Here is a 21782-nt window from a genome sequence, read left to right as displayed (position 1 = left end):
TTCCAATGCCTGTAAACAAATGGCGGCAGGCGGGCCCTGCCATCGAATACTCCTAGGAGTGGAGGCCGCCCTCAGCATGCTACAGCTTCGCCATAGCCTGACCCAGTTGGCGCAGAGCCGTTTTGTGCTGGGCATGCGGGAGAGCTTTCTGGCCGTGCTGCCGGTCTATCTGCTGCTGCAGCTGCTGGGCCTGGCCCTGTTCCTGCTGCACTGGCTGCAGCCCGAGGCGGCCCAGCTGTATCAGCCGCAGTTGCAGGCCCTGGGCCAGTTCTCGCGCCTGTTCTGGCCGCTGGCCATCGCCGCCTCGACCGCCACGCATTTTGCCCGGGCCTATGGCATCGACCCGCTTTACGCCCTGTTGCTGCTGCTGTCCCTGGGCCTGATCTCCCTGTTGAACACGCCCGCCGGGCAGACGGAGGCCCAGCTCACCGACTGGCTGATGCTGGCCTCCATCGCCATGCCCCTGGCCTCGGTGCTCTTGCTGCGCCTGCTGATCCGCCACCTGCCCCGCTTCGATCGCAGCGGCGCCACGCGCTTCTCGCCCGCGCTTTCGCGCACCCTGGTTCATGGCCTGCCCTTTGTGCTGGTGCTGTTGCTGCTGAGCGGGCCGGCCCTGCTGCTGCCCCAGGCCTTGCACGAGCCGCAGGGCCGTCTGGGCGAGCACTTGCCGCCCTGGCTCTTTCTGTTGCTGCGTCAGCTGCTCTCCAACTTCCTGTGGTGGATGGGCATCAGCGGTTCGACGGTCACCAACTGGCTGAGCCATCACTACTTCGCGCAGCAAGATGTGCTGCCGGGCGTCTCCGTCGAGACCCTGATCTTCAACTTTATGGTGCCCGGCGGCTGCGGTGCGACGCTGGCCTTGACCGCCTGCCTGATCTGGTACCGGCGGCAGCTGCCCGAGCGCAACCGTCATATCTGGCGCTGGGCCTTGCCCTTGCAGATCTTCAATGTCAACGAGTTGCTGACCTTCGGCCTGCCCGTGGTCGGCAACCTCAGCCTGCTGCTGCCTTTTCTGCTGGTGCCCATGCTCAATAGCGTGCTGGTGTATCTGGTGGTGGTGGAGTGGCAGTGGCTGCCCGTGCTGGGCTCCTGGGATGTGCATTGGATGACGCCTTTTTTTGTCAGTGCCTTCTTCATGCAGAGCAAGTGGCTGGGCGTCTTGTTGCTGCAAGTGCTGGTCTTCGTGCTCTCGGTGCTGGTCTATCGCCCCTTCGTGAAGCGCTGGCTGAGCGAGGAGCAATTGGGCGAGGCGAGCTGGGCGCTGGCGCAGCGCATGAATCTGGGGCCGGGGCTGGAGATGTTTGCCGAGGCCAGATTCGTCAAGCGCCATGAGGCCCAGCACGAATGGAGCCGGCGGGCGCAGGAGGCCTTGCGCCTCTTGCAGACCGGTACGCTGTGCATGCATTACCAGCCCAAGCTGGACCTGCAGCGGGGCGAGATCGTGGGCCTGGAGGCCTTGCTGCGCCTGCGGCTGGCGGATGGCAGCTGTGTCGAGCCCGGCCGCTTTCTGCCGGCGCTGGAGCAGGCCGGTTTTGGTGACATGCTGGACCTGTGGGTGGTGCGTCAGGTGACCGATGATCTGCGGCGCTGGCATGCGGCCGGCTTCGAGACCCGGGTGGCCATCAATCTGTCGGCCGCCACCCTGGGCGAGGAGGAGGCTTTTGATGAAATCCTCGCCACCATGCTCGGCTTCAAGACCCTGGGCCTGGAGGCCGAGCTGCTGGAGAGCAGCCTGATCCAGCAGCCCGAGCTGGTGCGGGCCCGGCTGGGCCGGCTGCGCGAGGCCGGCGTCCGGGTCAATGTGGATGATTTCGGCACCGGCTACTCCAACCTCACCGTCTTCCACAATGCCGCCGTGGATGTGGTCAAGCTCGATCGCTCCTTGCTGATGGCGGCGGCCGAGCCGCGCGGGGCGGCGCTGTACCGCGAGGTTTGCGCGGCCATGCAGAGGCTGGGTTATGAGGTGCTGGCCGAGGGGGTGGAGACCGCGGAGGAGGGCGAATTCGTCGCCGCCTGCGGCGTGGCCCTGGTGCAGGGTTGGTGGATCAGCCGCCCCCTGGAGGCGGCGGCCGTGCCGGCCGGGGTGGCGGCGCTGGCACAGCGCTTCGGTCCGCAGCAGCTCTCACCGCGCTGAACGTTTTCCCGCGGTCTTGGGCTTGTGCGCCGGGTCGTGGCGGCGCAGCCAGTCAAAGAACTCGCCATACCAGAGCTTGCTGTTCTGCGGCTTCAGGATCCAGTGGTTCTCGTCCGGGAACCAGAGCAGGCGGGCGTCCACATCCTGGGCCTTGAGCGTGTTGTAGTAGGCCAGGCCCTGGGCATCGGGCACGCGGTAATCCTTGGCGCCGTGGATGACCAGGGTGGGGGTGCGCATATGCTGGGCAAAGGCCAGCGGGTTCTGCGCCGCCACCCGGGCCGGATCGTCCCAGTAGTAGGCGCCCAGCTCCTTGGCGAACCAGTGGTAGGCGTCGCCCGCGAACATGGCCTGCCAGTCGAAGCAGCCGGCATGGCAGACATAGGCCTGGTAGCGGCCGGGTTTGATATGGCCGTTCATCCAGGCCACCATGTAGCCGCCATAGCTGCCGCCGGTGGCGAACAGGCGCTGCTTGTCCACCCAGGGCTTTTTGAGCAGCCAGTCGCTGCCGGCCTCGATGTCTTGCAGCTCCAGCTCGGTCCAGTGGCCGGTGATGGAATCCAGGAAAGCATGGCCGAAACTGGACGAGCCGTGGTAGTTGACGCAGGCCACCACATAGCCCTGGGCGGCAAAGACCTGGTGGTTCCAGCGCCAGTGCCAGGAGTCGCCAAACGCGGTGTGCGGGCCGCCGTGTATGACCTGCATCACCGGGTACTTCTTCTTGGGATCGAAGTCGGGCGGGTAGATCAGCCACATCTGCACCGGCTCGTCCAAGGCGCCCTGCACAAAGACCTCCTCGTGGCGGCCGAAGCGCTGTTGCTGCAGGCGCTTGTCGTTGAACTGTTCGATGGCCTGGGCCCGGCCCTGCTCGTCCAGCACCGAGATGCGTGGCGGGTGCTGCACGCTGTCGTGGTTGATGACGATCAGGCCGGCGGCCAGGTCGAAGCTGCTGGCATTGCCGCCTTCGAAAACGATTTGTGCCTGCTGGGCTTGCAGATCGAAACGCCAGAGATGGCGGCGGCCGCGCGCTTCGGCGCCAAAGAGTATGGACAAATCGTCCTCGGCCCAGCGCAGGGGCGCGGCGAGGTCCAGATCCAGGGTTTCGGACACCACGGCCCACTGGCCCTGCGTGTCCAGCACCGCCAGCTGTGAGGGCATGGTGTGGCCGCGCGCCTGGTGGCTGGCCAGAAAGGCCAGGTGCTGGCCGCCATGGCTGTAGCGGGGCGCTTCGAAGGTCCAGCCCTTGTCCTGCAGCAGGGTGCGGATGCGGCCGCTCTTCAGCTCCACCTCGCCCAGGGCGAAGCAGTCGTCCAGGCGCTTGCGCTTGGCCGGGTTGAAGGAGAAGACGATGCGGCGGCCGTCGGGCGAGATGTCAAAGCTATTGGCGTCCACGGCGGACCAGGACAGGCTCAGCTCCGTGCCCTCGAACAGATCGCTGAGCTTGCCGGTCTGCACATCCAGCACATGCAGATGCGGCACCCGGCCCTCGGGGATGTGCCGATCCCAGTAGCGGTAGATGTTCTCCGAGGTGGCATAGCCCGTGCTCTTGCGCGCCTTGAACTCGGCCAAGGCCTTGGCCTGGGCCTTGCTGCCCTTGAGCCCGGGCCAGACCCAGGAGACGAAGGCGATGCGGCGGCCGTCGGGGAACCACTTGAAGCATTCCACGCCGGTGGCTATGCCCTGGCCCTCGCTGCCGCCCAGGCGGCGCGCCTCGCCGCCATCGGGGGCGATCAGATAGAGCTGGGCCTCCTCGTCCTTGCGGCCTTCCTGCTCGCGCCGGGCGATGAAGGCGATCTGCTCGCCGTACCTGGAGGCGGGGCTCCACTGCGGAGCGGCGTCCTTGTCGCCGGCGGCCGTCAGGCGGCGTGCCTCGCCGCCCAGGGTGGAGAGCAGATAGAGGCTGCTGGTCCCCGAGTTCTTCTCCATCGAGAACTGGCCGAGGCTGACGACGGCCTGCGCCCCATCGGGCGAGAGGCTGGGCGCGCCCAGGCGGCCCAGGGCCCAGAGAGCATCGACATCAAAAGGTTTCCGCGGGCTTTGCTTGCTCATGTCTTCGGCTTGCCTTGCTGCCATTGGGCCAGGGCCTGGCGGCACAGCCAGCGGCCCGCGCCGCTGCCGGCCAGGATCAGCGCCAGGCTGGCCATCTCGGCCAGACCCCAGGCCTTGGAGGCGATGAAATCAAGGCCAAAGGCCTGGCCCAGGTGCCAGCCGGCCAGGGCACCCAGGACGAAACCGAGAGCGTCGGCGATGCCTTGCTGCAAGGCCTTCTTCATTGCTGTGTCCATGTGGTTTTCTGCTTAGCGGTTGCGGCTCTGCATAAAGACCAGTTTCTCGAACAGGCTCAGGTCTTGCTCATTTTTCAGCAAGGCGCCCACCAGGGGCGGCACGCTGGTGGCGGCGTCCTGGGTCAGCAGGGCTTCGGTGGGGATGTCCTCGGCCACCAGCAGCTTGAGCCAGTCCAACAGCTCCGAGGTCGAGGGTTTCTTTTTCAGGCCGGGCAGATTGCGCACCTCGAAAAAGGTCTTCAATGCGGCCGCCAGCAGCTCTTTCTTGAGGCCGGGGAAGTGCACGTCGACGATGCTTTGCATGGTCACGGCGTCGGGGAACTTGATGTAGTGGAAGAAGCAGCGGCGCAAAAAGGCGTCGGGCAGCTCTTTCTCGTTGTTCGAGGTGATGAAGACCAGGGGCCGGTGCTTGGCCTTGATCAGCTGGCGGGTCTCGTAGACATAGAACTCCATGCGGTCGATCTCGCGCAGCAGATCGTTGGGGAATTCGATATCGGCCTTGTCGATCTCGTCGATCAGCAAGGCCACCGGCTGCTCGGACTCGAAAGCCTGCCAGAGCACGCCCTTGACGATGTAGTTCTCGATATTGCGGACCTTGTCCGAACCCTCGATGCCGGCCAGCTGGCTGTCGCGCAAACGGCTCACCGCGTCGTATTCGTAGAGGCCTTGCTGGGCCTTGGTCGTGGATTTGATGTGCCATTGCAACAGGGGCATACCCAGGGCTGCGGCCACTTCCTCGGCCAGCATGGTCTTGCCGGTGCCGGGCTCGCCCTTGACCAGCAAGGGGCGTTGCAGGGTGGCGGCGGCGTTCACCGCCAACATGAGATCGGGAGTGGCGATGTATTGGTCCGAGCCTGCAAATTTCATGCTGTAGATCAAGTGATAGATTGGAAAAATCAGTATAGGGCCGCGACCTATAATCGCCGCCGAACTAGACCAAGACCCCCGGAGACCATGAAAAAACTATTGCAGAGCTCAGCAGTCGTGGCCGCTATGTTTGGCGCCTCATTTTCCGTTCATGCCCAGGCAACGGCCGCGGGTCAGGGCAGTGTTCAATCCAAGGTGGCCATGTGTATTGGCTGCCATGGCATTGCAGGGTATCAGGCCTCCTTCCCGGAGGTGCACAAGGTGCCGATGATCGCTGGCCAGAATGCCAAGTACATCGCCTCGGCGCTAACGGCTTATGCCAAGGGTGAGCGCAAGCATCCGACGATGCGCGGCATCGCGCAGACGCTGAGCGAGCAAGACATCGCCGACATCTCGGCCTATTACGAAAAGCAGGCCGCCGTGCCCGCCGTGCCCGAGACCGCCGCCGCAGCCTCGGCCCAGGTGTCGGCCTTGCTGAGCAAGGGCGCCTGTGCCTCCTGTCATGGCGCCAATTTCAGCAAGCCCATCGACGGCAGCTACCCTAAGATCGCCGGCCAGCATGCCGACTACCTGCTGGTGGCCCTGAAGTCCTACCAGACCGAAGGCAATCCGGTGATAGGCCGCGGCAACGCCATCATGGCCGGCCAGGTCAAGCAATTCAGCCATGCCGAGCTGAAGGCCATCGCCGGTTATCTGGCCGGACTGCCGGCCGAGCTGCGCACCGTGCCGCAAAGCAAGTTCCGCTGAATTATTCATTTAGGCCGGGGCGGCAAGGCTCCGGTTTTGAGAAGCCGCCTTGGCTCTGGATTGATTGCAGGAAAAAGCCTGCAAAAGGTCGCAGAAAGGCGGTTTTTTCATGGTTATTTAAAAATGAGTATCCGCTCGGGCCGCGTGATACTGGGTGTTCCTGATTCTTTCGTCGGTTGCGCCCAGCGATGCTCAAGAAGATTCCCACACAGCAGGTTCAGTTGGGCATGTACCTCCAGTCCCTGGAGGGCTCCTGGCTCTCGCATCCTTTCTGGAAGACCAAGTTCATCCTGAAGGATCAGGCCGATCTGGAAGCCCTGCTGACCAGCGGTGTGCCCATGGTCTGGATCGATATCAGCCGGGGCGACGACGTTCAGGCGTGCCCGAAACACGAGGCCACGGCCCAGGCCCAGGTGCAGGCGGCCCTGGCCGTGCCCGAGCCCAGCGCCCCGGTCGTCGAGACGGTGCAGACGCCTCCCCCCCCGCCGCCGGTGGTGGCCGAGAAGCTCAGCCTGGGTGCCGAGATGGAGCGGGCCGGCAAGGTGATCAACCGCTCCAAGCAGGCGGTGATGTCCTTGTTTGGCGAGGCCCGGCTGGGCAAGGCGGTCGATACCGAGCAATGCCTGCCGGTGGTGGAGGAGGTGGCCGATTCGGTGGCCCGCAATCCCTCCGCCCTGATCAGCCTGGCCCGGCTCAAGACCAAGGACGATTACACCTATATGCACTCGGTGGCGGTCTGCGCCCTGATGGTGTCCCTGGCCAAGCAACTGGGCATGGATGAGGGCCAGGTGCGCGAAGCCGGCCTGGCCGGCCTGCTGCACGATATCGGCAAGATGATGATGCCGCTGGACGTGCTCAACAAGCCCGGCGCCCTGACCGAGGCCGAGTTCAACGTCATCCGCTCCCATCCGGTGCGCGGCTACCAGATGCTCAAGGAGGGCGGTGCCGTGCCGGCCTCGGCCCTGGACGTCTGCCTGCACCACCACGAGAAGATGGACGGCACCGGCTATCCGAAAAAACTGATGGGCGAGCAGATCTCGCTGCTGGCCCGCATGGGCGCGGTCTGCGATGTCTACGACGCCATCACCTCGACCCGGCCTTACAAGAGTGCCTGGGACCCGGCCGGCTCCATCCAGCGCATGGCGCAGTGGACGGGGCAGTTCGATCCGCAGGTCTTCAAGGCCTTTGTGCGCTGCGTGGGCATCTATCCGGTGGGCAGCCTGGTGCGGCTGGAGTCCGGCCGCCTGGGCGTGGTGGTGGATCTCAATCCGCTTGCGCTGGCGGCGCCGGTGGTGCGGGTGTTCTATTCCACCCGCTCCAAGCTGCCGGTGCCGGTGCAGCTGCTGGATCTCGCCAGTCCCGCGGTGCAAGACAAGGTGGTCGGGCGCGAATCGCCGCAGGAATGGGGCTTTACCCATCTGGACGATATCTGGCGCGCACCGCAGTAAGGCTTGCTTGCTAGGGTTGCCCCCACGGGTATTGCCGCGCGGGCTCTCTACACTCGCGGCAATGCCATTCCTGAGGGGCCTGCCCATGCGTCGAGTGCTTCTGTCGGCCATCGTTTTCGCTGCCTGCGGCGGCGCCCTGGTGCAGGCCCAGACCCTGCGCTGGGCCAGCCAGGGCGATCCCCAAACCATGGATCCCCACTCACAGAACGAGAGCATGACCAATATGGTCAACGGCCAGGTCTACGAGCGCCTGACCAGCCGCGATCGCCAGCTCAATATCGTGTCCGGCCTGGCCAGCGAGTGGAGCCAGGTCGCGCCCCTGCTGTGGCGCTTCAAGCTGCGGCCCGGCGTCAAATTCCACGAGGGCCAGAGCTTCACGGCCGACGATGTGGTGTTCTCGGTGCAGCGCGCCAAGGAGGCCAGCTCGCAGTTTGCCGTCTACGCCAACGCCGTGGGCCAGCCGCGCAAGGTGGACGAGCTGACGGTGGAGTTCCAGCTCAGCAGCTATAACCCCATATTTCTGCAGCACATCGACCTGCTGTGGATGATGAGCAAGCCCTGGGCCGAGGCGCACAAGGTCGTCCGCCCCCTGGACTTCAAGAACAAGGAAGAGGCTCACACCAGCCTGAACGCCAACGGCACCGGGCCCTTCCGCCTGGTCGCACGCCAGCCCGGCATCAAGACCCAGTTCAAGCGCTTTCCGGGCTGGTGGGGCAGGTTCGAGGGCAATGTGCAGGAGGTGGTGTTCAGCCCCATTGCCAACGACGCCACCCGGCTGGCGGCCCTGGTCTCGGGTGAGATCGACTTCGTGCTCGACCCGGCGCCGCGCGACGTGCCGCGCCTGCGCAATAGCAGCGGCGTGAAGATCGTCGAGGGGCCGGAGAACCGCCTGATCTTCATCGGCATGGACCAGGCGCGCGACAAGCTGCTGCATGGCCAGGCGCCGGGCGATAAAAACCCCTTCAAAGACATCCGCGTGCGCCGCGCGCTCTACCAGGCCGTCGATGTGGAGGCCATGCGCCTCAAGCTGATGAATGGCCTGAGCGTCCCGACCGGCGGGCTGACGCCCTCGGCCACCGCGTCCTTCTTCGATGCCGCACTGGATGCGCGTTATCCCTTCGACATCGCGGCGGCCCGCAAGCTGATGGCCGAGGCGGGCTATGCCAACGGCTTCGAGGTCACGCTGGACTGCCCCAATAACCGCTATGTCAACGACGAGGAAATCTGCCAGGCCCTGGCCGCCATGTGGGCCCAGCTCAAGATCAAGGTGCGGGTCTCGGCCATGCCGCGCGTCACCTTCTTTCCCAAGCTGGAGAAGCTGGACAGCAGCCTCTTTCTCTACGGCTGGGGCGGCGCCATCACCGATGCCGAGTCCATCCTGACCCCGGTCTACCGCAATCGTGGTGAACGCGGCGTCGGCGCCTACAACTACGGCGGGGTGCGCAACGATAAATTCGATGCACTGGCGGCCCAGTCCAGCGTCGAGCCCGACCCCAAGCGGCGCGAGCAAATGATCAAGGCCGCGCTGAGCGAGTACAAGGAGCAGTTCCATGTGCTGCCCCTGCACCGCCAGATGATTCCCTGGGCCGTACGCAGCAATATCAGCGTGGTGCACCGTGCGGACAACTGGTTCGAGCTGTCCTGGGTCCACATCGGCAAGTAGGGCGGCGGCGCGCAAGCGCAGAACAAGGCCCTGAATCGGCCAGCATCTCCGGCGACCTCGCCCGGCTCGCCGCAGGCAAGATCAAGCGATCCGAAAGCCTTGGGGCTTTCCGTCCGTACTCGCCTTGATCAACACCATGCCGCGCCCACCCCTACACACCTCCATCCCCGCCCAAGCCTCCATCCGCCTGCGGGGCGCCGGCCTGGCCGGTGCCGCAGCCCTCTTGCTGGGCCTGGCGGCCTGCGGCAGCGGTGGCGGCAATAGCAGCGATGGCGGCAGCAGCGAGCCCGGCTCGGCCAGCGGCCCCACCGTCTTCAGCGTGGACCCCAGCGTCAGCGGCGTGGCCGCCGTGGGCACGCCGCTGACCAATGCGCGCATCCTGGTGCTGGACGGCAAGGGCGCGACCGTGGGCTCGGGCAGCAGCTCGGCCGCCGATGGCTCCTACAAGATCACGCTCAGCAGCAAAAGCCTCAGCGCGCCCCTGCTGCTGCAGCTGCGCGGCCTGGACGCCGCCGGCAGCCCGCAGGTCCTGCACTCGGCCGTGCCGCTGCTGAGCGCCACGGCGCCGGCCATGGTGGCCCATATCACCCCGCTCAGCAATGCCATCGTGGCGCTGTCGCTGGGCAGCGATCCGCAAGCCGTGTTCGCCGCGCCGACCCAGAACGCCGCCGCGGTCGCCGCGGTGGCCATGGCCGCCAGCGGGGCGGCGGGTTTTGTCAAAACCCTGGTCAAGACCCAGCTGAGCGATCTCAAATTCGCCAACACCGCCGCGCTCGATCTGCTGGCCGACCCCGGCTTTGCCGCCAACAAGAGCGCCCAGGACCTGCTGCTGGAAAGCCTGCGCGTCAATGTGGCCAAGAGCAGCAAGGGCGTGCAGCAGCTGCAGCTCAGCAACAAGCTGCAGCCCGGCGTGGCCGCCGAGGTGGTGGTGGAGCTGGCCACGGCCCAGGCCGAGCTGCTCAAGACCACGGCCTCCACGCCCGCCAACGCCATCGTCTCCACGCTCAAGGCCACCACCAGCCCGACGGCGACGCTGGCCAATCTGGGCGCGCTGGACGATCTCTCGGCCGCGCTCAACAAGCTGATCGCCCAGGGCGCCAATGCCAGCACCATCGCGGCCTCACCCCTGCTGGCCGGTTACGAGCAGCACAACGGCCGGCTGAAGGCCGGCGTGGGCGCCCGGCTGGCGGACTACGCCAGCAAGAACCGCCAGTTCGGCCGCTGGATGCTGACCGGCTGTGCCGACGAGGTGGTCACCGGCGGCCTGTGCAAGCGGGTGCTGGTGTCCGCCCCCATCAGCGACTCCAGCGGCAGCGTGGTCGACGTTTTTAGCGACGCCATCAGCTATAACAAAACCTCGACCACCGGCAGCGTCTGGAATCTGATCGGCAATGGCAAGAAACTGGAGCTGGCCGTCTATCCCCTGGCCTTCCAGGCCTTGTCTGCCGATGGCACGCCGAGCAGCGCGCTCGCGCCGAATCCGGCCCTGGGCATCCAGCTGCTGATCCAGGCCCAGGACGGCAGCAGTGCCGCCAAGCTGCTGGACACGGCCACCGTGCAGACCCCGGGCGGCTTCAGCATTCCCTTGGGCTACTGCGGCCAGGCCCAGCTGTGCATCTCCGGCACGCCGGGCAGCAGCAGCCTGATCCCCACCGGCGGCCTGGCCGACACCGTCTTGCAACAGTCCAGCGTGGGCTGGCTGGGCAGCGCCGACACGGTGCGCAATGCCAAATACATCGCCAATTACAGCCTGGCCGGGGCGGCCGAATCGCGCCCGGTCTATCTGCCCGCCGATGTGCCGGCCGAACTGCCCCAGGCGCGCTTCCCGGTGCTGGACGGCGTCAGTGCCGGCCAGCCCTTGCGCGCTGGACAGGTCCTGGTTGGCACGGCGCTGAGCTGGGCCACGTGGGCGGCCGCCAACCCGGATATGCGCTTGATCAGCATCCGCACCGTGCTCAGCGTCGCCGAAGATGCCAGCAAAGCCCCCTTGATCCAGGACGGCACACCGCCGCTGCCGCCGGCCAGCGGCCTGAACCTGGCCGGCATCAGCGTGCCCGACGCTTACCTGCCGACCCGCTACGAACTCTGGCTGGGCGCACAGGACTCGGCGGGTCGGCGCTACTTCACCCGCTACACCCTGCAACCCTGAATCTGGCTGGCTTTGGGGTGGCGCTGAATCCGGCTATGCTGGGCGTTAGCGATGTCGGTCGCGACCGGGCTTGTCGGCAAGGGAGCATTGCGTGAGCAGCACTGCAGGGCATGGGCGGATCAACAAGGCCTCGGCGGCGGGACCTGCTCTCGACCCCTTGCTGCTGGAGCTGACCCGTCGGTTGGCCGACCGGGTGCTGCTGTCCAACTTCAGCTCGGTGCTGGGCTATGGCTTGCAAGCCTATCTGGCCCTGGGCCTGCTGCCTCGAACCCAGGTCTGGGGCTGGCTGGGCCTGATGCTGCTGCTGGAAGTTGGCAACTCCCTTGTCGCCTGGTGGGGGCGCTCGGTGCTGCGTCACCCCGAACGCAAGCGGCGCTATCTGCGCCTGCAAAGCCTGGGCCTGCTGCTGCTCGGCAGCTGCTGGGGCGTTTCGGCCCTGGCCCTGGCCTTGCCGGGCGAGATCCTGCCCTATGTGCTCAATGTCTTTGTGCTGGTGGTGGTCGGGGCCTTTTCCATCCACAACCTCTGCCTGTATCTGCCGGCCCTGGCCGGCTTCAATCTGGGTCTGCTGCTGCCTGTCGCCCTGTCCGGCTTCTGGCAGGCCCAACTCCATGCCGGCCTGGTGATCACGGCGGCCTTGTTCAGCTATCTGGTCGTGCTGCTGTATGGCCTCGGAGCCAATCGGGCGATACGGCGCGAGATCAAGGCCCGTTTTGCCATGCAGGCCCTGACCGAGGAGTTGATCGGCAAGAACCGGGATTTGACCCAGGCCTACCGGCTGATCGAGGAGCAGGCCGCCCAGGACCCGCTGACGCATTGCCTGAACCGGCGCGCCCTGCGCCAGCGCTTTCAGCAACTGCAGGAGCGGCGGCGCAGCGAGGACGTCTTTCTGGGCGCGCTGATGATTGACGTTGATCATTTCAAGGCGATCAACGACCGTTACGGCCATGCCGCCGGCGACCAGGCCTTGCTGACCCTGGTGGCGCGCATCAAGGAGCAACTGCGCGCCGCCGACCTGCTGGCGCGCTGGGGCGGCGAGGAATTTCTCTGCCTGGTGTTTGGCGGCGAGGGCGAGCACCTGCCCCGGGTGGCCGAGCGCATCCGCGCCGCCGTCGGCATGCTGCCCCTCAAGTTTGAAGGGGAAGACATCCGCATCACCGTCTCCATCGGCCTGGCCAGCCTGGCGGAGGGCGAGGACTTCGAGGCCTTGGTCCGGCGGGCCGACGCGGCCGTCTACCGGGCCAAGAAAGGCGGGCGTAATCGGGTCTGCCGGTGAGCGCCGTGCCCGAAAAGGGTTGAAAAAAACCGTTGATCCAACGGTGTAGTTACGCGGCCTATGGAAAACTGTTTCCGTCCGTGACGAAAGAGGCTGGTTTCATGACGCTTTCTGTTTCGCGCAAATTGCTGCTGGCGACCTTGAGCGCCTTGCTGGCCGTGTTGCTGCTGGTTGCCGTGGGCCAGCAGCAGATCGGCAAGGTGTTTGACGGCGCCAATGCCGCCAATATCAATGCCGTGCCCAGCATCATCTTGCTGGACGAGATGCGGCGTGACTTCCTGCTGCTGCGCCATGCCGTGGCCCGCCATGTGCTGGTCGTCGAGGCCGATAAAAAGCAGGCCATCGAGGCCGAAATCGGCGGCTTGCTGCAGCAGGTTCGCCGCGCCTTGCGGCGTTATGGCCAGGATGCCTGCCAGGGGCAGAGCTGCGTGGCGAGTCCGCAGGATGGCGATTTGATCGCCAACGAGCAGGACTTGCTCGCCCGTTACGAGAGCACGCTGGAGCCCATGCTGGCGGCCTCGCGCAAAGGGGCGCAAGGTTTTGCCGAAGCGCGCGACATGCTGTTCGGCAACAACCTGGTCTCGCGTGAATTGGCCGAGGTCATCGACAAGCATATGGTCTTGAATGCCAAGATCGCCGGCGAGGCGGCCCAGGAGGCCGAAAGGCTCAAGGAGCGAGCCAGCCTGATCCAGCTCAGCCTGGGCGCGGCGGTCCTGCTGCTGATTGCCGGCATCAATCTCTACACCTTGCGCGGCCTGCTGCGTCAGCTGGGCGGCGAACCGGCCGAGGCCGCCCAGGTGGCCGAGCGCCTGTCGCAGGGGGATCTGGCGGTGGAGTTCAGCCCCCGGCCCGGCGCCGAGGACAGCGTGCTGGCGCGCCTGCAGATGATGGTGCTGAGCCTGCGCCGCCTGGCCGATCGGGCCGACGCCATCGGCCAGGGCGATCTGGACCAGGAGGTGCCGCTGGCCTCGGAGCGCGACCGCCTGGGCCTGGCCGTCAAGCAGATGGTGAGCCAGCTGAAAGCCGGCCGGGCGCTGGGCCAGCGCCGCATGTGGCTGAAGGATGGCTATGCCCAGCTGGCCGAGGCGCTGCCGCGCGAGATCGATGTGCAGGCGGTGGCCGAGCAAGGCCTCAGCCTGGTGGCGCGTTATCTGCATGCGGGCCGCGGTGTGCTCTACACCCCCGCAGCGGCAGCGGGCCAGTTGGAGCTGCTGGCCAGCTTCATGTATTCCGAGCGGCCCCGCGTGGGCGCCCAGTGCGCCCTGGGCGAGGGCGCCATCGGCCAGGTGGCGCGCGAGCGCAAGCCCATCATCCTGCACCAGCCGCAGGAGGAGCTGGCCCCCATACTCAGCGGCACCCAGAGCACGGCGCCCGCCCACACCTACACCTATCCCCTGCTGTACGAGAGCGAGCTGATCGGCGTGCTGGAACTGGCCACCCTGGCCAGGCTGGGCGAGACCGAGAACGAATACCTCGGCAATGCCTGCGCCACCCTGGCCTCGGCCCTCTACCTGGCCCAGCAGCGCCACCGGGTGCAGCAGATGCTGCAGGACTCCGAGGCGGCCGGCCGCCTGCTGCGCGAGCAGAGCGACAGCCTGCGCGAGGCCAATCAGCGCATGGAAGAACAGCAGCAGCAGTTGCAGCAGCAGACCGAGGAGTTGCAGCAGTCGAATGCGCAGATGGAGGAGCAGCAGCAACAGCTGCAGCAGCAGACCGAAGAGCTGCAGCAGTCGAACAGCCAGCTGGAGGCCTCGCAGGCCCAGCTGGAGCAGCAGAACCGCGACCTGGAAAGCGCCCGCGGCGCCCTCGACGAGCGCGCCCGCGAGCTGGATCAAGCCAGCCGCTACAAGTCCGAGTTCCTGGCCAATATGTCGCACGAGCTGCGCACGCCGCTGAACTCCATCATCCTGCTGTCCAAGATGGCCTCCTCGGAAGAGGACGCACCGGACAGCGCCGAGCTGCGCGAATGGTCGGCCGTCATCCACCGTTCGGGCCAGGAGTTGCTGCGCCTGATCAACGATGTGCTGGACCTCTCCAAGGTCGAGGCCGGCCGGCTGGAGCTGCAGCCGGGCCTGATCGCCAGCCAGGATTTGTGCGAGGAGCTGCGCGCCCTGTTCGAGCCGGTGGGTGCCGACAAAGGCCTGGGCTTTGTGATCGAGGACCAGCTGCGCGCCAGCTTCTGCAGCGACCCGCATCTGCTGGGCCAGGTCTTGCGCAATCTGCTCAGCAATGCCTTCAAGTTCTGCAAGCAAGGCCAGGTCACGCTGCGCCTGCAACGCCAGCCCGGCAGCGACAAGCCGCTGCGCCTGACGGTGCAGGACACCGGCATAGGCATCGCCAAGGACAAGCAAGCCCTGGTGTTCGAGGCCTTTGCCCAGGCCGATGGTTCGACCTCGCGGGAGTACGGCGGCACCGGCCTGGGCCTGACCATCAGCCAGCGCCTGGTGCAGCTGCTGGGCGGCTGCATCGAGTTGCACAGCGAGCTGGGCCAGGGCAGCAGCTTCACCCTCTGCCTGCCCGATCTGGCGCTGCCGCCGGGCCAGGCTGCGGCCACCCCGGCCCCGGCCGCCGTCTTGCCTGCGGCCCTGCCCAAGCCCGCGCTGCCCCCGCAGGACGATCGCCAGGGGCTCAAGCCCGGCGAGGCGGTGATTCTGCTGATCGACGACGACCCGGTGCTGGGCCGTGCCCTGCTGACGCTGAACCGCGGCCGCGGCTACAAGACCCTGGTGGCGGCCAGCGGGCGCGAGGGCCTGGCCCTGGCGCGCCAGCACCTGCCGCGCGGCATCCTGCTGGACCTGGGCCTGCCCGATATGGACGGCAGCCAGCTGCTCCACCAGCTGAAGACCGATGCCGCGCTGGCCAGCACCCCGGTCTACATCATCTCGGGCCGCGACCGCGACGAGGCCTTGCTGCGCGAGGGCGCCCTGGGCTATCTGCAAAAACCGGTCAGCGACGAGGGCTTGCTGCGGGCCGAGGCCTGCTTGCTGGAACAGGTGCTGCCCGGCCAGGTGGGCGAGCAAGCCCTGCTGCTGGTGGAAAGCGGCAGCCTGCGCGAGGCCGAGCTGCGCGAGCTGCTGCAAGGCCGGGCGGCCCAGCTGCAAAGCCTGCGCTGGACGCAAGGAATGGATGTGCCGGCCTTGTTGGCGGGCCAGCGCTTTGCCGCCGCGGTGCTGGACCTGGCCGGCATCAGCCTCGACGAGGCCCTGGCCCTGTGCGCCAGCCTGCGCGCCGCCCAGCCCCAGCTGGCCCTGGTGTTCTATACCGACAGCGGCCTGGACAGCGAGTCCGAAGCCCGGCTGCGCCGCTACTCCGACAGCGTGATCATGAAGTCGGCCCAGGCGCACCGGCGCTTGCTGGGCAAGATCGAGCGCTTTCTGAGCGAGGCCGTGGCCGTGCCGGCCGCACCCGCACCGGCCCTGCCGGCGGCGCAGGCCCCGCGCGAAGCGGCCGGCCCGGCCAGCACCGAGCTGAGCGGCAAGCGCATCCTGGTGGCCGATGACGACCCGCGCAATCTCTTCGCCATCGTGGCCGTGCTGGAGCGCCAGGGCGCGCGCATCAGCACCGCCACCAATGGCCGCAAGGCGCTCGACCATCTGGCCACGCACGAGGTGGATCTGCTGCTGCTGGACATCATGATGCCCGAGATGGACGGCTACCAGACCCTCTCGGCCCTGCGCGCCGATGCGCGCCTGGCCGGCCTGCCGGTGATCGTGCTGACCGCCAAGGCCTTGCCCGCGGACCGCGAGAAGATCCTGGCTTCGGGCGCCGACGACTTCATCGCCAAGCCGGTCAATTACGAGCAGCTGATCGCAACGCTGCGGCGCTGGAGCAAGGGGCGTAGTGCATGAGCGTCCATGCGCAGACCGTGGGCGAGGGCCGCCAGATCGCCGTGCTGGGCCAGGAGCTGGCCGGCGACGATCTGCTGGAGCTGCTGAACCTGCTGAGCAGCAGCCCGCAGGCCCTGGAGCTGCGCATCTACGACGCCGAGTCCCTGCCCGCCGAATTGCTGCTGGCCCTGTGCGCGCGCCTGGACCATGGCCAGGGCCTGGTGCTGTGGGTCTACAAGCCCTTGCTGGCCCAGGCCTTGATACGCCTGGGTTTGCCGGTGCGGGTGGCGGTCGCCAGCCCCAGCAGCAAGGCCGGCGCACCCTGCCGCGCCCTGGTGCTGGGCGGCTCGGCGCAGAGCCTGGACAAGATGCTGGCCATCGCCGAGGCCTTGCCCCTGTCGCAGACGGTGGTCTTCGTCGTCCAGCATGTGCTGGAGAACCAGCCCAATCTGCTCGATCGCCTGCTCAAGGCGCGCAGCGACTACACGGTGCTGATGCCGCAGCATCTGTGTGAGCTGCGTCCCGGCACCATTTATGTGGCGCCGCCTGGTCACCATATGAAGGTGGCCCATGGCCTGGTCTATCTGACCCGCGATGCGCCGGTCAAGCACGCCCGGCCGTCGCTGGACCTGTTGTTCGAAAGCCTGGCGCTGGAGTTTGGCGAGGGTCTGCTGGGCATCTTGCTCTGCGGCTATGGCAGCGACGGGGTGCGGGGCTGCGAGGCCATCCGGCGCGCTGGCGGCTGGGTGCTGGTGGAGGAGGGCGAGGAATGCGCGCCGGCCCGCATCCTGCCCGATGCGGCGCGCGCGGCGCAGAGCTTCGATCTGGTCCTGCCCCTGCCGGCCCTGCAAAGCCTGGCCGCGGCGGCCGTGGCGTCGGGCGAGGCGCAGGGCCAGGGCGTGCCCGAAGGGCCTTTGTTGAACCTGTTTCTGGAGGCCTTGTACGCGCTCGGCGGCCAGGACTACCGCAGCTACCAGACCGACAGCCTGCGCCGGCGCATCGCCCATCTGATGGGGCAGCTGGGGCTGAAGACCTTTGTCGATTTCCAGCGCGCCCTGCTGGGTGACGCGGCCCTGTTGCAGCGCTTCCATGCCGAGCTGCCGGTGGGCGTGAGCAGCTTCTTCCGCCACCCCGAGCAGCTGCGCGAATTGCGCGAGCAGGTGCTGCCCTTTTTGCAGAGCTTTCCGCTGCTCAAGGTCTGGTGCGCCGGCTGCTCCTCGGGCGAGGAGGCCTACTCCCTGGCCGTCCTGCTGGAGGAGGCGGGCCTGGCCGCGCGCAGCCATGTGTTCGCCACCGATTTCAATGCCCGCCAGCTGGAGGCCGCCCGCAGCGGCCTCTACCCGGCGGCGGCCTGGGCGCAGAGCCAGGCCAATTACCGGGACAGCGGCGGCCAGCAGGAGCTGGCGCGTTATCTGCGCGCACAGGGGCGGTTGCTGCGCGTCGCGCCCCAGCTGCAGCAGCAATTGCTGTTCTTTTTGCACTCGCTCACCGAGCAAGGCATCTTCAACGAGTTTCAGCTGATTGTTTGTCGCAATGTGCTGATCTATTTCAAGCCGCAACTGCAGCGCCAGGTGCTGCAATGTTTTGCCCAGTCCCTGCATTCCGAGGGCCGGCTGGTGCTGGGGCCGCAGGACGGCATGGGTTTGATGGCCCGGGAGCTGGGCTTTGTCCCGTTGGCGCCCGGCAGCCATATCTTCACGCGCGGGACGCAGCTATGACGGATCGATTTCTTGTGTTGGCCGTGGACGACCGGGACGCCAACCGCCTGGCCTTGCGGGCCGTGCTGCGCCGCTTCCCCGAGTTCGAGCTGATCGAGGCCGCCTCCGGCGAAGAGGCCTTGCTGATGGTGGTGGAGCGGCCGGTGCAGCTGGTGCTGCTGGACGTCAATATGCCCGGCATGGACGGCTTCGAGGTGGTCGCGCATCTGCAGTCCATCGAGCTGACCCGCGACATCCCGGTGATCTTTCTGACCGCCACCGCCAAGGAAGAAGGCTTTGTCCAGCGCGGCTATGAGCTGGGGGCGGTGGACTATCTGGCCAAGCCCATCGAAGACCATCTCTTGATCAGCCGCCTGCGCATCTACAAGCGCCTGTACGAGAGCCGCCAGCAGCTCAAGAGCAGCAACCGCTCGCTGGAGCAGACCATGCTGCAGCTGCGCGAGGCCCAGCAAAGCCTGCTGCAGCACGAGAAGCTGGCCGCCCTGATGCCCATGGTCAGCGCGGTGGCGCATGAGCTGAACACGCCGCTGGGCAATTGCCAGCTGACCCTGAGCATTCTGCGTGAGAGCAGCAGCGAGCTGCTGCAGCAATGGCATTCCAAGCAGGGTATCAAGCGCAGCGAGCTGGAGTTCTTCCTGAACAACCAGGTCGAGGCCACCAATATCCTGTCCCATGCGCTGAGCCGGGCCATAGCGATCGTGGCCCGCTTCAAGCAGGTCTCGCTCAGCGACCACAATCTGCTGCTCAGCCGCTTCGATCTGGCCGAGCTGCTGCAGGGCCTGGCGGGCCTGCACGCGGCCGAGCTGGCCAGCCGCAAGGTCGAGCTGAAATTGGACCTGCCCGAGGGCCTGCGCCTGTACAGCTGCGTAGGCTCGCTGAGCCGGGTGATCGACGAGCTGCTGGCCAACTCCCTGCTGCACGGTTTTGCCGGCCGCAGCGGCGGCCACATCCAGATCAGCGCCCGCCTGCTGGGCATGGAGAAGGTGGAGATCTGCTATGCCGACGACGGCCTGGGCATGGCGCCGGAGGTGCTGGACAAGGTCTTCGACCCCTTCTTCACCACCCGTTTTGGTCAGGGTGGCAGCGGCCTGGGTCTGAGCATTGCCTACAACCTGGTCACCGGCCTGCTGGGCGGGGCCTTGCAGGCCCGCAGCGTGGAAGGCCAGGGCAGCCAGTTCCTCATCCAACTGCCTTTGACGGCGCCGAGCCCGGCCCCTGCCTAATCTGTGCAGCGGCTGCGCTTGCCCTCGGTGACGCAGGTACGCAGCAGGCGGCGCTCGGGGTCGTAGAGGCGGGCCGTCCAGTTGCTCGTGCCGGCCACCCGGTCGAACACCGCAAAGCCGAACTCCTCGGTATGCGCCTGCTCGGTGCCGGCGGCCACGATGGGGCTGGTGCTGAAGGCATCGGGTCTGGCCATGCGGCCATCGGGCAGGCGGAAGGACCAGGGGGCAATCTCCCAGGGCCAGCGCTTGTCCTCGGCCGGGATGTCGTAGGCCTGGTGCTGCGGCGCCAGGGCCTGGTAGGGCTGGGCGCTGTGCCGGCTCTGGATCAGGCCCTCCAGGGCCTGGCCCGACATGCCGATCAGGTATTGCGTTGGCAAGCCGGTGTCTTCGGGGTGGCTGATCATCTGCCAGCCATGGATATGGCCCGAATGCACCATCTGCAGATTGGCCGGCAGCAGGCCGTTGCCGGCGGCAAAGCTCTCGACTCCGGGCTGGATGGCTTTCTGGAACTGCCAGGTGCTGCTGCTGGCTTGCTTGCCGCCCGAGTAGAAGGCGAACAGGGGCTTGTGCGTGACCAGCCAGGAGATCTTGGCCGACCGGGTCTCGGGCAGGCGGCTGAGCTGGCTCAGCTGGCGGGCGGTGCGCACATGGTCGCCATTCGTCCAGCCCTGGTTGCGGCCCTTGGCCGGGCTGTCGGCCAGGCCGCCCACATCCATCAGGATCAGCTGCAGATCACCCAGGCGCACGGCCAGCGGGTCGGTGTAATTGCTGCAGCTCTCGGCCTGGTAGTCGGGGCTGTACGGGGCCTGGCTGGCGGGGAACTGGCGATAGTCCAGAAAGCGGTACCAGCCCGCCGCCGCGCGGTCGCATAACTCGTGATTGCCACGGGTGATGGCCCAGGGCGCGGCCGCCAGCAAGGGGCCGGCCGGGTGGAAGAAATCGGCATCCCAGGCCTTCCAGCCATAGGTGATGGTCTGCAGATACTTTGCGTAGCGGGCCTCGTTGGGCAGGCTTTGGCCGGGCTCGGTGCCCTTGGGCGTGCCCTCGCGGTAGTGGATGTCGCCGTTGTGGATGATCAGGTCGGGGTTGAAGCTGGCCGCCGCCCGGGCGATCTTGCGCCAGGGCCAGTCGGACTCGTCGCTGCAGTCCTGCAGGGGCGCGCCCGGCTTGCCCTGGCCGATGGCGCTGGGGCCTTGCACCCGGCAGCCGGTATCGCCCACCACCACCACCCGCTTGAGCAGGGCGGCGGGCTGCAGCAGCTTGAGGCGCTGGCCGTTGATGGCCACCACCTGGGCCTGCTCGGGCAGCAAGGCCTCGCAGGTCAGCACCTCGAAGTCGGCCGGGATGGGCTTGAGCCGGTCGCCGGTCTGCGAGGCCGCATTGCTGGCCAGGCCGCGCACCGCCGGCGCGCGCACCTGCATGGCCTGCAGCCGGCCGTCCACCAGCAGGGCCGGGCAGTCGCTGCCAGCGCTGATGCTGCGAGCCACCTGGCGGCCTTGGCCCAGCGTGGGCTCGCTGAGCTGGTAGCGGGCGGCCAGATCGGCAGTCGTGGCCGCCGCCACCTTGGCGCCGGCGGGCGAGATGGGCAGCTCGTTGGCCAGGCTGCCGGCCTGGCCGCCCGAGCTCACGCCGCTGAAATGCGCGGTGGAGAAGGGCGCCTGGCTGCTGTCGCTGAACTGGCTCCAGACGTAGAGGCGGCCCGGCGCCTCCAGCCTTGGGCTGGCCAGGCGCAGGGCGGTCATGGGCGCTTGCGGCCAGGCTGCCAGCGTGGCTTCGAGCAAGGCCTCCTGGTCGAGAGCGAAGCGGCGGATCAAGTCCTGGCCGAGGGCATCGGCCGTGCCGGGTTCGAGCAGCTCGGCCACGCTCACGCCGGCCCGGGCGGCCAGGCTGGCCAGGGCTGGCTCCCGCGTCAGGCCGGCCTCGGCCTGGGCGGCCAGCACGGTGCTGAGCCAGGACAGCTGCAGCGCCTCATCGCCCTGGCCCGGCAGGGCGCGCAGGCGCAGGCGGGGCTGCTCGGCATCGGCCTGGGCCGCAGCGATTTCCGCCAGCCAGGCATGGCGGCCGTCGCTGGCCAGCGTGAATCGGCCCTCGGGCCCGGCCTGCGTGGCGGGCTCGTCGCTGTCGCAGCGGGCGTTGTCGTTCAGGTCCAGGCAGACGCGGGCGCCCGGGCCCTCGGCATGGTTCAGCAGGCCGGCGCGGGGCTGCAAGACCGGGCCCAGGCTGCTGCAGGCGCCCAGGGCCAGCAGAACGGCGGCCGAGCAGAGCGGGGCGGCGCCGCGGCGAAAGAGGGGAAAGAAGGGAAAGGAGGCGGGCATGGTTTGCGTGTCTTGTTGCTGCAGCAATATCGAGCTATTTTGCGCTTGGGCTGTGACCGGCCCGAGTACCCTGCCGCCCAGCCGTGGTGTTATGCCACCGATCCCAAACATAGTGAGCATCCCAAGCCCCTGG

Annotated in this window: 13 protein-coding genes; 9 read left to right on the top strand and 4 right to left on the bottom strand. The window is 67.2% G+C overall.

Annotated elements, in window-relative coordinates:
* Positions 1–76: 76 nt before the first annotated feature.
* Positions 77–2134 carry an EAL domain-containing protein gene (locus HNP55_RS03720; RefSeq protein WP_184296258.1) on the top strand — a complete coding sequence of 686 codons (2058 nt, stop codon included), beginning with the start codon at positions 77–79 and terminating at the stop codon, positions 2132–2134.
* On the opposite strand, the gene HNP55_RS03715 is transcribed toward HNP55_RS03720, so the two are convergent.
* Genes HNP55_RS03715 through HNP55_RS03705 form a run of 3 tightly spaced genes read right to left on the bottom strand, consistent with a single transcriptional unit; the run spans position 2123 to position 5283 of the window.
* Positions 2123–4180: a S9 family peptidase gene (locus HNP55_RS03715; RefSeq protein WP_184296256.1), complete on the bottom strand. Its 2058-nt coding sequence runs from the start codon at positions 4178–4180 to the stop codon at positions 2123–2125. The genes HNP55_RS03720 and HNP55_RS03715 overlap by 12 nt on opposite strands.
* Positions 4177–4416, bottom strand: a complete 240-nt coding sequence (locus tag HNP55_RS03710) for a hypothetical protein (protein WP_184296254.1) — start codon at positions 4414–4416, stop codon at positions 4177–4179. The genes HNP55_RS03715 and HNP55_RS03710 overlap by 4 nt, the downstream gene beginning before the upstream one ends.
* Before the next feature lie 12 nt (positions 4417–4428).
* Positions 4429–5283 (bottom strand): AAA family ATPase, encoded by an 855-nt coding sequence (locus tag HNP55_RS03705; protein WP_184296252.1) that lies wholly within the window; start codon positions 5281–5283, stop codon positions 4429–4431.
* 87 nt (positions 5284–5370) lie between these two features.
* Between HNP55_RS03705 and HNP55_RS03700 the strand changes: the two genes are divergently transcribed.
* From HNP55_RS03700 to HNP55_RS03665, 8 genes are all read left to right on the top strand, one after another.
* Complete coding sequence (locus HNP55_RS03700; protein ID WP_184296250.1) at positions 5371–6030, top strand: c-type cytochrome; 660 nt, start codon at positions 5371–5373, stop codon at positions 6028–6030.
* 188 nt (positions 6031–6218) lie between these two features.
* The gene (locus HNP55_RS03695) at positions 6219–7478 is read left to right on the top strand and encodes an HD-GYP domain-containing protein (protein ID WP_184296248.1); all 1260 of its coding nucleotides are present in this window, start codon (positions 6219–6221) and stop codon (positions 7476–7478) included.
* An 85-nt stretch (positions 7479–7563) separates the two neighbouring features.
* Entirely contained in the window at positions 7564–9141 is a 1578-nt protein-coding gene (locus HNP55_RS03690) for an ABC transporter substrate-binding protein (protein ID WP_184296246.1), read from the top strand.
* A 136-nt stretch (positions 9142–9277) separates the two neighbouring features.
* A complete protein-coding gene (locus HNP55_RS03685; RefSeq protein ID WP_184296244.1) occupies positions 9278–11290 on the top strand; it encodes a hypothetical protein in 2013 nt (670 codons plus the stop codon).
* Positions 11291–11381: 91 nt separating this feature from the next.
* Complete coding sequence (locus HNP55_RS24765) at positions 11382–12566, top strand: diguanylate cyclase (protein WP_184296242.1); 1185 nt, start codon at positions 11382–11384, stop codon at positions 12564–12566.
* Between the two features lie 101 nt (positions 12567–12667).
* Positions 12668–16414 (top strand): response regulator, encoded by a 3747-nt coding sequence (locus tag HNP55_RS03675; RefSeq protein ID WP_184296240.1) that lies wholly within the window; start codon positions 12668–12670, stop codon positions 16412–16414.
* Positions 16411–18111: a CheR family methyltransferase gene (locus HNP55_RS03670; protein ID WP_184296238.1), complete on the top strand. Its 1701-nt coding sequence runs from the start codon at positions 16411–16413 to the stop codon at positions 18109–18111. The genes HNP55_RS03675 and HNP55_RS03670 overlap by 4 nt, the downstream gene beginning before the upstream one ends.
* On the top strand, positions 18108–19334 hold the full coding sequence (locus HNP55_RS03665; protein ID WP_184296236.1) for a sensor histidine kinase: 1227 nt from the start codon (positions 18108–18110) through the stop codon (positions 19332–19334). The genes HNP55_RS03670 and HNP55_RS03665 overlap by 4 nt, the downstream gene beginning before the upstream one ends.
* Here the strand turns inward: HNP55_RS03665 and HNP55_RS03660 are convergent.
* The gene (locus HNP55_RS03660; protein ID WP_184296234.1) at positions 19331–21649 is read right to left on the bottom strand and encodes a metallophosphoesterase; all 2319 of its coding nucleotides are present in this window, start codon (positions 21647–21649) and stop codon (positions 19331–19333) included. The two genes, HNP55_RS03665 and HNP55_RS03660, sit on opposite strands and share 4 nt — an antisense overlap.
* Between the last annotated feature and the right edge of the window lie 133 nt (positions 21650–21782).

Source organism: Roseateles oligotrophus, from assembly GCF_014204525.1.
Lineage (GTDB): Bacteria > Pseudomonadota > Gammaproteobacteria > Burkholderiales > Burkholderiaceae_C > Paucibacter_A > Paucibacter_A oligotrophus_A.
The sequence above is the reverse complement of the archived record's forward strand: the minus strand, read 5'-3'. Positions and strand labels throughout refer to the sequence as shown.